The sequence below is a fragment of the Curvibacter lanceolatus ATCC 14669 genome (genome assembly GCF_000381265.1).
Taxonomy (GTDB): Bacteria; Pseudomonadota; Gammaproteobacteria; order Burkholderiales; family Burkholderiaceae_C; genus Curvibacter; species Curvibacter lanceolatus.
In genome coordinates, this window is record NZ_KB906257.1 from 250741 (window position 1) to 265464 (window position 14724).

Below are 14724 nucleotides of genomic sequence, written 5' to 3' on the forward strand. Positions count from 1 at the left end.
GGAAAGCCATGGAAAATCAGTCACTTGCGTGATTTTTAGGCTCTCCCTTCTTTTCACTTGTTTTCATTTATCTTCATCAGTTTTCACCTAAATTCATCCCTCCGGTTTGGGAAAATTTTGGGAAATTTGGGAGGGTGTTCAAGTTGCTGAAACGCGACACCTTCCAGACCGGGGCTATGCTGCTGAACATCTAGCACCGATTCCATCGCGCCCTCGTATGCCATCAAAACACCTCGTATTGCTACAAGCGATGTTTCCCGGCGTGCTGATGCTCGACATCGACCAAATTGCTTCCTTGACGCGATATGGGCGTGGCCACCTGTACAACCTCAACTACGAAGGCAAATTGCCGTTCAAGGTCAGTCGCGGGCCCCGCAACAAGATTCTTGTTTCTATCATCGAGTTTGCCGCTTACCTCGACAAGACGTCGCTGTCGGAGTACGCGCCGCCAGTTGATCAACCCCCTGAACTGATCGTCAAGAAACCTGGACGGCCCCGAGGCGCCACTACCAGAGCGAGTGCGACGGTATCCAGCTTTCAGAGCGAACTTCATGCTGCAATCTATCGGGTGCAGGCCAGGGAGTTGCTGTCAGGTATCGGGCATCGCATTGCTGGTGAGCGTCTCGATGGGGATGAAAGCATGGGTTGCGAGGAGCAAATGCGGAAAACTCTTTCGAGACTCTCCGCTGCTGTCGAGGCTGCCTCGTATGAATTCGAGCAGTCATCCTTGTCGGCCAGTTTGATCTGGACCTCAAAAGCCGTTTCCAGTTGCTTTAAGGCGTTCTTGGGCAACTTGGCTGGATCGGGGTGTCCCTGGCTTGCCAGGTACTCCAAGGCCTTGGATTTGAGGCGAAACCTCTGCTCCTTCTGACCGGCCAGCTTGACTTGCCAAGGGGAGCGATTGGAGATGTTTGCCATGGGTTCTGCCTTACCTGAAAAGTCTGGTCAGTTAGAATGCCGAGTTCCCCGGAGGGAGGCATTGCCTCTCGAAGCGGGTAGGGGCCTGTTTGGGATTCTGCTCGAGTTTGGGAAATAGTTTGGGAAAGTCGGAAAAATCAGTCCGTTTTTTTCGGTTTTCCCTATGAAAATTTAATCCGTGCGCGTTTGGTTCATTCGGATTTAGGTCCTGACGCCAGCAATGGTGTGGGGGTTCGAGTCCCCCCCCGCGCACCACATGTGAGATTTTTTACGCCAGGCCAGGACGTGCACATCACGCGGCCTGACACGCCATATCAGGAGAAAACAATGGCTGTTACCGTTGAGACCCTCGAGAAGCTCGAACGCAAGATCACGCTGACCCTGCCCGTCACGGCAATCCAGGCTGAAGTGGACACGCGCCTGAAGCGCCTGGCCCGCACCGTCAAGATGGACGGCTTCCGTCCGGGCAAGGTGCCGATGGCCGTGGTGGCCCAGCGCTATGGCTACTCCGTTCAATACGAAGTGATGAACGACAAGGTGGGCGAGGCTTTTGCTGTGGCTGCCAACGAAGCCAAGCTGCGTGTGGCCGGCCAGCCCCGCATCACCGAAAAAGAAGGCGCGCCTGAAGGCGAGCTGACCTTTGACGCCGTGTTCGAAGTGTTCCCCGAAGTCAAGATCGGCGACCTGTCGACCGCTGAAGTCGAAAAGCTGGCGGCCGATGTGGACGAAGCCGCCATCGACAAGACCCTGGAAATCCTGCGCAAGCAACGCCGCACCTTCGCTCAGCGCGCCCAGGATCAGGCTGCCCAGGACGGCGACCGCGTGACGGTCGACTTCGAAGGCAAGATCGACGGCGAACCCTTTGCCGGCGGCAAGGCCGAAGACTTCCAGTTCCTGATCGCTGACGGTCAGATGCTGAAGGAATTCGAAGACGCCGTGCGCGGCATGAAGGCTGGCGAAAGCAAGACCTTCCCCCTGGCCTTCCCGGCCGACTACCACGGCAAGGATGTGGCCGGCAAGCAAGCCGACTTCTTGGTCACCGTGAAGAAGATCGAAGCCGCCAACCTGCCCGAAGTGAACGACGCCCTGGCCAAGACCCTGGGCATCGCTGACGGCACCGTGGACGCGCTGCGCGCCGACATCAAGGCCAACCTCGAGCGTGAAGTGAAGTTCCGTCTGCTGGCCCGCAACAAGCAAGCCGTGATGGACGCCCTGGTGAGCAAGGCCGAACTCGACCTGCCCAACGCCAGCATCCAGGCTGAAATCGGCCGTCTGGTCGAAGGCGCCCGTGCTGACCTGAAGCAGCGCGGCATCAAGGACGCCGACAAGGCCCCGATCCCTGATGACGTGTTCCGCCCGCAAGCCGAGCGTCGCGTGCGCCTGGGTCTGGTGGTGGCCGAACTGGTCCGTGCCAACGAACTGCAAGCCAAGCCCGAGCAACTCAAGGCCCACATCGAAGAGCTGGCTGCCAGTTACGAGAAGCCGGCTGAAGTGGTGCGCTGGTACTTCGGCGACCAGAACCGCCTGGCCGAAGTCGAAGGTGTTGTGATCGAAAACAACGTCACCGAATTCGTGCTGTCCAAGGCCAAGGTCACTGAAAAGTCGGTTTCGTTCGACGAACTGATGGGCCAGGCCTGAGACCTGATCTGATCTCTCTTTTTTGAGATGTTGAGGGGCTTGTGCTTTGTTGCGCAGGCCCCACTTCATTTTTGGGTACAGTTAGGTTTCCCCTTGGAGAAAACATGAGCGCACTGGACATTCAAGGCCTGGGCATGGTCCCGATGGTCATCGAGCAATCGGGTCGTGGCGAACGGTCCTACGACATTTATTCACGCCTCCTGAAGGAACGCGTGGTGTTTCTGGTGGGCCCGGTGAACGACCAGACCGCCAACCTGGTGGTGGCGCAGCTGCTGTTCCTGGAGAGCGAAAACCCCGACAAGGACATTTCGTTCTACATCAACTCGCCGGGTGGTTCGGTGAGTGCCGGCATGGCCATCTACGACACCATGAACTTCATCAAGCCGCAGGTGTCGACGCTGTGCATCGGCATGGCCGCCAGCATGGGCGCCTTCCTGCTGGCTGCGGGCGAAAAGGGCAAGCGTTACTCGCTGCCCAATTCGAAGGTGATGATTCACCAGCCCCTGGGCGGCGCGCAAGGCCAGGCCACCGAGATCGAGATCCACGCCCGCGAGATCCTCAAGACCCGCGAGCAGTTGAACAAGATCCTGGCTGAACGCACAGGGCAGCCGCTGGAGAAGATCGAGCGCGACACCGAGCGCGATTACTATCTGTCTGCCGACGAAGCCAAAGATTACGGCTTGGTGGATCAGGTGATTGCCAAGCGGCCTTGAGCAGTATCCCGGCTGAATGAGCGGCGTTTCCCGGGAGAGGGAAGCGCCGTTTTTTATTTCGCTATCATCTAGAACAACGCGTTACAAGGCATTTCCGACATGGCCGACAAAAAAGGCTCCACCAGCGAGAAAACACTCTATTGCTCCTTTTGCGGCAAAAGCCAGCACGAGGTGAAGAAGCTGATCGCCGGTCCATCGGTTTTCATCTGCGATGAGTGCATTGATCTTTGCAATGAGATCATCCGTGATGAGCTGCCTTCGACCGAGGCGGGGCGCGAAGCCCGTGGCGATCTGCCGACGCCTTCCGAGATCAAGCTCAACCTCGACAACTATGTGATCGGCCAGGAAGTGGCCAAGCGCACGCTGGCCGTGGCGGTGTACAACCACTACAAACGCCTGCGCCACAAGGACAAGGGTGCCAAGGACGAGGTCGAACTCTCCAAGAGCAACATCTTGCTGATCGGGCCCACCGGCTCGGGCAAAACCTTGCTGGCCCAGACGCTGGCGCGCATGTTGGATGTGCCCTTTGTGATGGCCGACGCCACCACCCTGACCGAAGCCGGTTACGTGGGTGAGGACGTCGAGAACATCGTGCAGAAGCTGCTGCAGAGCTGCAATTACGACGTCGAGCGCGCCCAGCGCGGCATCGTCTACATCGACGAGATCGACAAGATTTCGCGCAAGTCCGACAACCCTTCGATCACCCGCGACGTGTCGGGCGAAGGGGTGCAGCAGGCCTTGCTGAAGTTGATCGAAGGCACCATGGCCAGTGTGCCGCCCCAAGGTGGGCGCAAGCATCCGAACCAGGATTTCCTGCAGATCGACACCACCAACATCCTGTTCATCTGCGGCGGCGCTTTTGCCGGCATCGAAAAAGTGATCGAGAACCGCACCGAAGCCTCGGGCATTGGTTTTGGCGCCTCGGTGAAGAGCAAGAAGCAACGCAGCCTGACCGAGATGTTTGGCGAGGTGGAGCCTGAGGATCTGATCAAGTTCGGCCTGATCCCCGAATTGGTCGGCCGCATGCCGGTGGTGACCACGCTGGCCGAACTCAGCGAAGATGCGCTGGTGCAGATCCTGACCGAGCCCAAGAACGCCCTGGTCAAGCAGTACCACAAGCTGTTGGCCATGGAAGGTGTCGACCTCGAGATCCGCCCTGCGGCTTTGCAGGCCATCGCCAAGAAAGCCTTGGCCCGCAAGACCGGTGCACGGGGCCTGCGTTCGATCCTGGAGCATGCCTTGATCGACACGATGTTCGATCTGCCGAATGCCTCGAATGTCGAGAAAGTGGTGGTGGACGAGTCCACCATCGATGAGAACAAGCCGCCGCTGCTCGTGTACCGCGAGGCGGCCAAGAAGGCTTGACCCCCCGGGCTGGCAACATGACCCAACCTGGTGCTGGCACGGCGGCTGCTTGGCCGTCATGTCGGCGCCGGCGGGTTGAAATCTCCCGTTTGCGGACCATATTCAACAGGTAACCAAAGGATATCCATGTCCGGACAACCCCCCCTGCCTGCCACGTCCATCGACCTGCCGCTGCTTCCGCTGCGCGATGTGGTCGTGTTCCCCCACATGGTGATTCCGCTTTTCGTCGGCCGCCCCAAGAGCATCAAGGCTCTGGAGTTGGCGATGGAGGCCGAGCGCCGCATCATGCTCGTGGCCCAGCGCACCGCCGCCAAGGACGAGCCCTCGGTGGCCGACATGTTCTCGGTCGGTTGCGTCTCGACCATCCTGCAGATGCTCAAGCTGCCCGACGGCACCGTCAAGGTGCTGGTGGAAGGCCAGCAGCGCGCCACGGTCGAGAAGATCGACGATGCTGAGAGTCACTTCTCGGCCACCGTGCTGCCTCTGCCCGTGCCCGAGGTCGAGCCTGAAGGCGCCAAGGCCAGCGAGATCGAAGCCCTGCGCCGCGCCGTGATGCAGCAGTTTGACCAGTACGTCAAACTCAACAAGAAGATTCCACCCGAGATCCTGACCTCGATCGCCAGCATCGACGATCCGGGTCGCCTGGCCGACACGATTGCCGCGCATTTGCCGCTGAAGCTCGACAACAAGCAGGCTGTGCTTGACCTGGCTGGCATCAAGGAACGACTCGAAAATCTCTACGAGCAGCTGGAGCGCGAGGTCGACATCCTCAATGTCGACAAGAAGATCCGTGGTCGCGTGAAGCGCCAGATGGAGAAGAACCAGCGCGACTTCTACCTCAATGAGCAGGTCAAGGCCATCCAGAAGGAACTGGGCGAAGGCGAAGAGGGTGCGGACATCGAGGAGATCGAGAAGCGCATCAAGGCCGCCAAGATGCCCAAGGACGCCTTGAAGAAGGCCGAGAGCGAGCTCAAGAAGCTCAAGCTCATGTCGCCCATGTCGGCCGAGGCCACCGTGGTGCGTAACTACATCGACGTGCTGGTGGGCCTGCCCTGGGCCAAGAAGACCAAGATCAAGCACGATCTGGGCAATGCCGAGAACGTGCTCAACGAAGACCACCATGGCCTTGAAAAGGTCAAGGACCGCATTCTTGAGTACCTCGCGGTGCAACAGCGTGTCGACAAGGTGAAGGCGCCCATCCTGTGCCTGGTCGGCCCCCCGGGCGTGGGCAAGACCTCGCTGGGCCAGTCGATCGCCAAGGCCACCGGGCGCAAGTATGTGCGCATGGCCTTGGGCGGCATGCGCGACGAGGCCGAGATCCGCGGGCATCGCCGCACCTACATCGGCGCCTTGCCGGGCAAGGTGCTGCAGAGCCTGACCAAGGTCGGCACGCGCAACCCGCTGTTCCTGCTGGATGAGATCGACAAGCTGGGCACGGATTTCCGGGGCGACCCCTCGAGCGCTCTGCTGGAAGTGCTGGACCCCGAGCAGAACCACACCTTCGGTGACCATTATGTGGAGGTCGACTTCGACCTGTCCGACGTGATGTTCGTGGCGACCTCCAACTCCATGAACATCCCGCCCGCGTTGCTGGACCGCATGGAAGTGATCCGCCTCTCGGGCTACACCGAAGACGAGAAGACCAGCATCGCCGAGAAATACCTGCTGCCCAAGCAGATGAAGAACAACGGCGTGAAAGACAGTGAGTTGCTGGTCACGGAAGAAGCCATCCGCGACATGGTGCGCTACTACACCCGTGAAGCGGGCGTGCGTTCGCTCGAGCGTGAGCTCTCCAAGATCTGCCGCAAGGTGGTCAAGGGCCTGTTGCTCAAGAAGATGACGCCCAAGGTGGTGGTGACCGGCGAGAACCTGGACCAGTTCCTGGGCGTGCGCAAGTACACCTATGGCCGTGCCGAGCAACAGAACCAGGTGGGTCAGGTCGTTGGCCTGGCCTGGACCGAGGTGGGTGGCGATCTGCTGACCATCGAAGTTGCCTTGATGCCCGGCAAGGGCAACATCACCCGCACCGGCTCGCTGGGCGACGTGATGAAGGAGTCCGTCGAGGCCGCCCGCACGGTGGTGCGCAGCCGCTCCAGGGCGCTGGGCATCAAGAACGAGGTGTTCGAGAAGAACGACATCCACATCCACGTGCCCGATGGCGCGACGCCCAAGGACGGCCCGAGTGCCGGCGCGGCCATGACCACCGCTTTTGTCTCGGCGCTCACCGGCATTCCGGTGCGCAGTGATGTGGCCATGACGGGCGAGATCACCTTGCGTGGCGAAGTGACGGCCATCGGTGGCTTGAAGGAAAAGCTGCTGGCGGCCTTGCGGGGTGGCATCAAGACGGTGCTGATCCCGGAGGAAAACGTCAAGGACCTGCAGGAGATCCCCGAGAACGTGAAGAACGGCCTCGAGATCGTGCCCGTCAAGTGGATCGACAAGGTGTTGGAGGTCGCTCTGGAGCGTGTTCCGGCCCCGCTGACGGACGAGGAAGTGGCGGCCAGCACGGCGGCTGCTGCCGCGCCGGCGCCGGCAGTGGCTCCGGACGGCCTGAAGCACTGAAAGAGCCTTGCTCAAATTTCGCCCCGTGAGTCCTGATGGGTGCGAAATTTGGGCTATAATTTTTGGATCGCAGCAAGCTTGGTAGCCAGGGTTGCTGAGAATGCGGGAATAGCTCAGTTGGTAGAGCGCAACCTTGCCAAGGTTGAGGTCGAGAGTTCGAGACTCTTTTCCCGCTCCAGATTTCCGAAAAGGGAAGCCAGTGCTTCCCTTTTTCGTCAGAGCAGTCAGCACGGCGCGATAGCAAAGCGGTTATGCCCCGGATTGCAAATCCGGTTAGTCCAGTTCGACTCTGGATCGCGCCTCCAATATTCATGCGGGTTTGCACGGTTTTCGCTGCAAAACCCGCTCTACAAAATCAGCCCTCCCTCTACAAAACAGGATTCAAACCCCTGTTTTCCATGACGCGATTTGGCTCAGCTATCGCCTGAGCGCTCTGCCCGCGACCTGTCTGCGTGCGCTCTCAAACGCAGCCAAATTCGGATGCAGCTTCCGCCCCTTCGGGGCTTCCCTGGGGCAATGCCCCAGACCCTTCTACCCCAACGCCTGACGGTCCGTATGACTGCCCTTCGAGCTGGTGTCGTGCGGTGCCTGCAACAGGCCGAGCCGGCGGCGTGGCGACCTGGTGTTGGGCCTTTGCCAGGTGCTGGCCAGAGCGGTGCGCGCGCCGGCGGCGGGCTGGCCATCGAGCTGGTGCCGGGCAGGGCCTGCAACCAGGCCGAGCCGGCGACACGTCGACCTGGTGCCAGGCATTGGGCAGGGCCCGCCGGCGGCGGGCTGGCCATCGAGCTGGTGCCGGGCAGGGCCTGCAACCAGGCCGAGCCGGCGACACGTCGACCTGGTGCCAGGCATTGGCCAGGTGCTGGCCAGAGCGGCGTGCACGCCGGCAGCAGGCTGGCCATCGAGCTGGGGTCGGGCGGGGCCTGCAACCAGGCTGAGCCGGTGGCGTGGTGGCCTGGTGCTGGCCAGAGCGGCGCGCACGCCGGCGGCGGGCTGGCCATCGAGCTGGTGCCGGGCAGGGCCTGCAGGCGCTCAAGTTCCCCCACGTTGTCTCTCTGGGTTCTCGGGGCTTTGGTCGGAATCACCTCACGGGAATACCTGGCCGCAAGCACCTCGAAGGTTCGCGCATCCGGGGCGGGTTCAGTCCCCTCCAGCCGCGCCCAGGCAAGCAAGGCCTCTGCACGATGCGGCCCGAGTGCCGTCCACTTCCGAGGCGTCCCGCTTGTCACGTGGTAATACCGCCCTTCCTTCAGGTGCAGGCCCTTTGGCAACCCCTTGTTCACAGTCCTTTTTCTGCCCATGCTCAACGCCTCCGAATCGCCGAAAAGTCGGGCTGCTCTGCATTGGCATCCAGCCCCGCCCCTGATACCTGCGCATGCGCCCTGAGGCCCATGCGCTCCCCGAAATAGGCCCGTGCAACCCGGGGCTGAGCATTCCTGGCCAACGCGTAGTGCCACCTGTTCTTGTCAAGCCAACGGGCCTGAAACCGTGGCGCTTTGAACCCGGTCAGCTCGGCCAGCTCATCCGCACTCAGGAACAGGCCGCTCATGCACTACCCCCTTGCCTGAACTTCGCTTTTCGCACCCTCATACGCTTTATGGCCGGATCGCTTTTCATCCTCCTATTGAGCCGTGCCACGTATTTTTCAAACCGGGCTGTGTTGTGCGCGACGCTCAACCCCCGAATCAATCGGAACTCGCCGGGCCGTCTTTTTGTGGGCAAAAACATGCTCTCTCCTCTTCGCGTCAGAGCGCCTTAGACCGTGACGCATTGCGCCGATGGCCGGTTGAACTGGATGGGGTGGACACGGTTGAACCGGCGCCGGGGGCTGGTTCAACTCGCAATTTGGCTCGATGAGCAGGGGCACGCGGTGCCCCTAGATCGACCGGCACGCCTGGTGCTGGATCGTTGGCAGAGCCGAATTGAGCGATTCGCCCCAAACGATGCATGGCACCCTGGAGGCGCTCAATCTCTGAGAGGCGAGCACGGGCCAGGCCTGCACTCATGATTGCTGCGTTGTGGGCTTCGGCATCAACGGCCGACATGCCCCACTTGGTGAGCCAAAACACGGCCAGCAAAATGGCACGCGGCGCTGAATCGTGCTTGATCCACTTTTTGACCATGGCCTCAGACACCCCCAAGGACTTCGCTACATCCTTCGGGCTTGGGCTTCCAATGTCTTCCAGCATCAACCACAGCGGAGGGGTTTGAGAGGGCAGGCGATTAAGCATTGACGCCTCCCGCTTGCCCCGTCAATGCGGTGTTCTTGCGCGCTACGGCGAATTGCATATGCTCACCCCTCTCTGATCTCCAATCAGTCCGCCCCGCACTCGGCAGCGGTGCCCGGTGCGGGGCACTTCTATTCCCTCCCCCGACGTCTCCCAACTCCATGCCTTGCAGGGTGGTTTGCCCTTTGGTTTGAAAATTCCCTTTGAAATCAATGGGTGCGCAGTTATTGAATCGAGTCCAAGGTGGGGAAAGATCGCCGCTTTGAGCTTCGCTCTTGCGCGGCTCAATGCGCCATTCATCGACTCTCGTCGTGATTTCCACGCCGGCTTCGAGGTCCACGGCGACCCCCAGAAGCCCCCGCAAACCCTTTGTCACCTCATCGGGATACCTGGCGCTATCGCGCTCGACATAGACCGGCTTGAACGCGATTTCGAAGGCGTCAACCACATGCAGCCATTGGCCATAGTTGTTTGATCGCGTGGCATCGTGCGCAGCCTTCAGCGCCTGGCTTGGTGCATCGAATTCCTTCAGGCGATACAGCTCGCGAGTCGGTGTGATCGGAGGCACTCCAAAGAACTGAAATTGCCTGATGCCCCATGCCCTGGCCCATGCCACAACGCGCTGAGCCGCGTCCGCGCCGGTGTCGCCCGTTTCGTCGTCAACATCGACACCCTCACCATCGATGCTTTTTGAAACATACTTCGCGACATACCCAACAGCACTGCCCCGCTTCGGGTCAATGTGTTCGACCTTGAATCGGTGCTCATCCGCACCTGGCTCATCGGGTGAGTCGGCCAGGGCATAGGCCTGAATAGCCGCCGTGACCTTGCTTGCGTCCTCAGGTCTGACGAACACCAGCACATGCCAATGTGGGCAAGCGTCGTGATGAGGCTCCACCACCCGGACGCCTGAAATCCCCACCCCGGCATTGCTCAGCTTGCGCGTCGCAAGTCGCCACACACGATTCAGATGGGCCTGTGCGTCTCGCGGGCTGGTGCCGTCATAGGCGGGATTTGCAGCCCCCGTGAAATGCCTGGCATGCATCCGACTAGGGCAGGTGATAGTCAGGAACAGCGCCACCTCTTCACGCGCCTTTGTGAACTCCTCCACCCCCCGAATTCGAGCCATCATGGCTTTGCGACGATTGGCCGGGTTTGACAGGCTGGCTGCTGCAACCTCTTCCAGAGGGATCACCTCCCCCGTGCATTGATTGACCACCTGCATGGAAGCCAAAACGGCGGCGACCCTGGTCCTGTTCTGCATCGCCCGCGCCATGGTCTTTTCAGACACGTAACGCCCGGCCTTCCCCTCGGGAAATTCGATTGCTTTGCGAAGCTCTAACAGTCACCCCAAACTACCTGATCTATGGGGACAACGCCCCGTTCCATGAGAGCAACGACTATCAGCGATATGGCCTCTTTTACAGGGGGGCTGCTGAGAACTATGCGTGGATGCTTTACGTCTTGATGAAATCCCATCCCAATCACTCAGAGGCTGCCATGCGGCTGCTGCTGGACCTGGCTCGGAGCGCGAACAAAAAGTTCGATGTTGGAGCCCAAAGCGAAGCAAACGAGATGTTCCTGAGCATGGCCGAAGAGCTCAAGGCAAAGTCAAAGGCCTAACACTAGGCCAAAGCCGCCCGGCCGGGTCGGCCATTTCATGAAATTTTAAATTTCACTCTTGCAATTAAAAATTGCAAGCGCTATCCTTCGCTCGCGTTCGAAACGATTCATTGCATTTTCGAAATGAATCAATGCAAACAACGAAAGGATAGGAAATGAATGCAGCGACCAAGCGTGTAGTGACAGCAGAGCAGCTCAGGCAGGCAGTGAGCGATCTGGGGTTGACTGGGGCAGCAATTGCGGAGGGCTCGGGCTTATCGAAAGCCTACATAAGCGAGTTCAGGGCAGGGACACGGAACCTCTCGGCAGCCCAGCAAGCCCAATTGAGGGACTACCTCGAAGCAGAGTACGAAGCCCAGGGAAAAGCGTTTCCCGATGAGAAGAAGCCAACAAGCGAAGACCTGATTCTCCAGGGCCTTCAAAACATGGGCGGCGCAGTGCAGCGTGTCTCACGTCCGGCATTGATGATGGCCGATCACATCGACCCAGCCACAGCCGACAAAGTCTCCCACCTGATTGAAGCAAACAGGCTCAAGGTTGCGGACATTCTCAACGGCGAGTTCAAGGCTGGCGGCTTGCTGGATGGCGCATTTTCCCGCGAAACAGAAAGCGCGATACGTGAGCTTACGTCGCGCACCTGTCTGATGAGCGATTCACCACCGTGGGCGATCCGCAATGCGCGTACCACCTGAAAGAGGATGAAGCTGAGTCGCTGGTGCAGGCAATTCGCAAGCGCCTTGGTTTGCGTGCTGCGAAGGGCGGTTTGTCCCCGACTCATACAACGAGAGCACAGCCCTTGATATGCCTTTTTCCTCTGCATCAAGGCTCTTGGTGAGGTCTGCAAGGTCTCCTTGCGTCAGGCCTTTCGCTTTTCTGCTTTCCTGAATTCTTGCGCCGAGCTCGTCTTCTGGCGGTGTGCTCCACCGGCCAGGCTGCCGCCTCCCCGCCGGTTGTTTGGCAGCTTCAGCATTCGCCCCGGCCTCAAGGTCTGCGATCTCTACAGCGAGACGCTCCAGCTCCAGGTTCTTCATGCTGTCGATGGTTGACCCCTTGGGAGTCTCAGGCTTCTTGCGGGTAGACATTGCCGCAGTTTAACGTTGCATCTTGGGGGCGTCTCATGTTCTACAAAGCGACAGAACGGGCGTCCACGCCACTCTCAGCGGATGTGCTAGAAGTAGACTTGTTGTAGATGCAACTTCTTCTATCTTGTTGCTACGCTTGGGCTTCCTCGTGCATTGCAAATCCGGTTAGTCCAGTTCGACTCTGGATCGCGCCTCCATCTTTTCATCCCTTGCGGATGTCAAAAAGCCCAGCAATGCTGGGCTTTTTTGTTTCCATTTTCTCTTTGTGTCAGCCGATTACATCGACTGGTAGACGTTTGTTCTGTCTTGGGCGTCAGTGTGTCCGTGGCTTGCGCGTTACGCAGGGTATGCGACAGATTCCGATTGGCGCATCGGTGTGACAAACAGCCATTTTTGGTGATTTCGTTATCGAAAGCTTTATATTTTTCGGGCATCATCCTTCAGGTGCATTTGAAAAAATGTGCAAAAATTGTTGCTATCTTGCCATGAGTGTGTTTGGCGAGACTGAGTTGATCTGATTTATCAGATTTTGGCTGATTTTGGGTGGAATTTGTAGACGATTGCACCAGGTGAGTCAACTCAGCTGTGTCGTCACACCGTTCATATTTTTCTGAGGGCCTGTGTTGATGAGAATGCCAGTGATGCTTGCCGTTGCGACTGCAGCATGTGCCCTTTGCATTCCGGTCACAGGACTTCCTGACACGCTGGCGTTGGTGAACGCCAATCTCAAGTCCGATCTCGATGCCTTGATCGCCGAGGGCAGCTACAACGATGCACTCGCTCTGATTGACAAGGCGGAGCGCCGAGGCAATTTGCCCCCTGAGATGCTGCTGAAGCGCGGCATCGTGCTCATGCAGCTTGGTGACACCGATGAGGCGCGCAAGGTTTTCGAGCGTCTGCGCGATGCTTATCCGACCCAGGCCGCGCCTTTTGTGAACCTGGCGGCCATTGATGCCCGAGCCGATGATCTTGAGCGGGCCAGTCAGAACCTGACCAAGGCGCGGGATCTGGCGCCCAAGCAGGCGTCAACCCACGAAAGTCTGGGTCGTATTCATTTGGGGCTGGCTTGGAAGAGCTTCAAATTGGCCGCGGAGCTGGACCCGGGGCGTCAAGCTTTGCTGCGCAAGAATGAAATGATTGAAAGTCTGATCCGGGACAAGGCTGTGCCGCCTGCTGCACCTGCCACCGTCACGGCTCAGGCTGCGTTACCTGCATCGCCAGCGGCGGCATCGGTGGCTGCAAGCGCACCGCCGGTCCCGGAGTCGCCGACGCTATCGCGTGGCTCAGAGGTGACCTTGCTGGGAACGCGGCCCGCGGGCATTCCCGCTCCCGTCGCGGTGCCTGCTTCTCTGCTCCCACGCACGCTCGACAGCCTGCCTGAAGCACGGCGGCCCGCATCGGCAGCGCCGACCGATTCGGGCGCCGCCTTGTGTCCGTCGGCAGACGACAGTGCCTGTTCTTCCGCATTGCAGGCTTTGGAAGCTTGGCGTCAGGATTGGTCACAGCGCTCACTTGAGAAATACCGGGGGCACTACCTGCCGGGGTATTTCCCGGCGCCATTCAAATCAGTAGCCCAATGGATCGCGTTTAAAAAACGAGTGTTTGACAGCGCCGGCAACATTCAGGTTTCCTTGAATGTCACCGCCGTGAAGTGGCTGGATGGCAAACGCTTGAGCGTTGCGGCCGTGCAGCGGTATCAGTCGGCCACTTACCGCGATCAAACCCGAAAACGTTTCGTCATGATCAGGGATGGGGACCGCTGGCGGCTTGCTTCTGAACAAAAAGACGAAACCTGAGTCACTTCCCCCGAATCCCATGCCCTCTGATCACTTGCCTGGTGCTGTGCGCCTGTTTGGCCTCGATATATTGCCTTTGAGTTTCGAGCAGTCCACGGACCTGTTGGTGCACGCTGCTGCCACCAAAGGGCCCAAGGTGGTGGTGACAACCAATGTGGATCACGTGGTGCGACTGGAGCGTGACCCTGAGTTGAAGGCCTTGTATGCCAGCGCCGACTACACCTTTGCGGATGGCATGCCGGTGGTCTGGGCCAGTCGCCTGCTCGGGACCCCGCTGCCTGAACGCGTGACAGGGGCAGACCTGTTTGTGGCGTTGTGCCGTCACAGCATGACCAGTGGGCAACGGGTATTTGTGTTGGGTGGGCGTCCCGGCCAGGAGCGGCTGCTGCGGGATCGCTATGCCAAGCGCTTCCCCGGCATGGATGTGGTGGTGTATTGCCCACCGATGAATTTCGACCCGGAGGGCAGTGATGCGGAAGCCATCGTCAAGACCATCCATGCCTGCCAGCCGGATTTCATTTTTGTCTGCCTGGGATTCGAAAAGCAGGAGCGTTGGGCTTTGCGCCATGTGCGCCGGCTGGACTCGGGTGTGATCGTGTGCGTGGGGGCCGCGCAGGAGTTTGCGCTGGGCCTGAAACGCCGAGCCCCGCGCTGGATGCAGGACAGTGGTCTGGAGTGGCTGTGGCGCCTGACCTCCGACCCGGTGCATCTGTGGCGCCGATATCTGCTTCAGGCCCCTGTGTTCCTCTGGCTTTTGCTGCATGAGTGGCGTGAGCACCGACGCTCTTATGCGTGAATATCT

11 protein-coding genes and 2 tRNA genes are annotated in these 14724 nt (G+C 59.5%); 11 read left to right on the plus strand and 2 right to left on the minus strand.

Annotated elements, in window-relative coordinates:
- Positions 1-268: 268 nt before the first annotated feature.
- From F624_RS0111690 to F624_RS0111720, 7 genes are all read left to right on the plus strand, one after another.
- The gene (locus F624_RS0111690; protein ID WP_157443423.1) at positions 269-871 is read left to right on the plus strand and encodes a hypothetical protein; all 603 of its coding nucleotides are present in this window, start codon (positions 269-271) and stop codon (positions 869-871) included.
- Between the two features lie 374 nt (positions 872-1245).
- The gene (gene tig / locus F624_RS0111695) at positions 1246-2556 is read left to right on the plus strand and encodes a trigger factor (RefSeq protein ID WP_019574495.1); all 1311 of its coding nucleotides are present in this window, start codon (positions 1246-1248) and stop codon (positions 2554-2556) included.
- A gap of 104 nt (positions 2557-2660) precedes the next feature.
- Positions 2661-3269 (plus strand): ATP-dependent Clp endopeptidase proteolytic subunit ClpP, encoded by a 609-nt coding sequence (gene clpP / locus F624_RS0111700; protein ID WP_019574496.1) that lies wholly within the window; start codon positions 2661-2663, stop codon positions 3267-3269.
- A 99-nt stretch (positions 3270-3368) separates the two neighbouring features.
- Positions 3369-4634 (plus strand): ATP-dependent Clp protease ATP-binding subunit ClpX, encoded by a 1266-nt coding sequence (clpX, locus tag F624_RS0111705; RefSeq protein WP_019574497.1) that lies wholly within the window; start codon positions 3369-3371, stop codon positions 4632-4634.
- A gap of 126 nt (positions 4635-4760) precedes the next feature.
- On the plus strand, positions 4761-7196 hold the full coding sequence (gene lon, locus F624_RS0111710) for an endopeptidase La (RefSeq protein WP_019574498.1): 2436 nt from the start codon (positions 4761-4763) through the stop codon (positions 7194-7196).
- A 102-nt stretch (positions 7197-7298) separates the two neighbouring features.
- A tRNA-Gly gene (locus tag F624_RS0111715) sits at positions 7299-7374 on the plus strand.
- 53 nt (positions 7375-7427) lie between these two features.
- Positions 7428-7501, plus strand: a tRNA-Cys gene (locus F624_RS0111720).
- Between the two features lie 995 nt (positions 7502-8496).
- Here the strand turns inward: F624_RS0111720 and F624_RS32460 are convergent.
- The gene (locus F624_RS32460; RefSeq protein WP_019574499.1) at positions 8497-8742 is read right to left on the minus strand and encodes a DUF4224 domain-containing protein; all 246 of its coding nucleotides are present in this window, start codon (positions 8740-8742) and stop codon (positions 8497-8499) included.
- A gap of 674 nt (positions 8743-9416) precedes the next feature.
- Positions 9417-10766 (minus strand): replication endonuclease, encoded by a 1350-nt coding sequence (locus tag F624_RS33395; protein WP_342663577.1) that lies wholly within the window; start codon positions 10764-10766, stop codon positions 9417-9419.
- Between the two features lie 107 nt (positions 10767-10873).
- Between F624_RS33395 and F624_RS34850 the strand changes: the two genes are divergently transcribed.
- The 4 genes from F624_RS34850 to F624_RS0111755 all read left to right on the plus strand — a co-directional run bounded on the left by F624_RS34850 (position 10874) and on the right by F624_RS0111755 (position 14718).
- Positions 10874-11044, plus strand: coding sequence for a hypothetical protein (locus F624_RS34850; protein WP_157443425.1), 171 nt, complete (start codon positions 10874-10876; stop codon positions 11042-11044).
- A 155-nt stretch (positions 11045-11199) separates the two neighbouring features.
- Entirely contained in the window at positions 11200-11736 is a 537-nt protein-coding gene (locus F624_RS0111745; protein ID WP_019574503.1) for a helix-turn-helix domain-containing protein, read from the plus strand.
- A 1031-nt stretch (positions 11737-12767) separates the two neighbouring features.
- The gene (locus F624_RS0111750) at positions 12768-13922 is read left to right on the plus strand and encodes a tetratricopeptide repeat protein (RefSeq protein WP_031254783.1); all 1155 of its coding nucleotides are present in this window, start codon (positions 12768-12770) and stop codon (positions 13920-13922) included.
- A 19-nt stretch (positions 13923-13941) separates the two neighbouring features.
- Positions 13942-14718 (plus strand): WecB/TagA/CpsF family glycosyltransferase, encoded by a 777-nt coding sequence (locus tag F624_RS0111755; protein ID WP_031254785.1) that lies wholly within the window; start codon positions 13942-13944, stop codon positions 14716-14718.
- Positions 14719-14724: the final 6 nt, after the last annotated feature.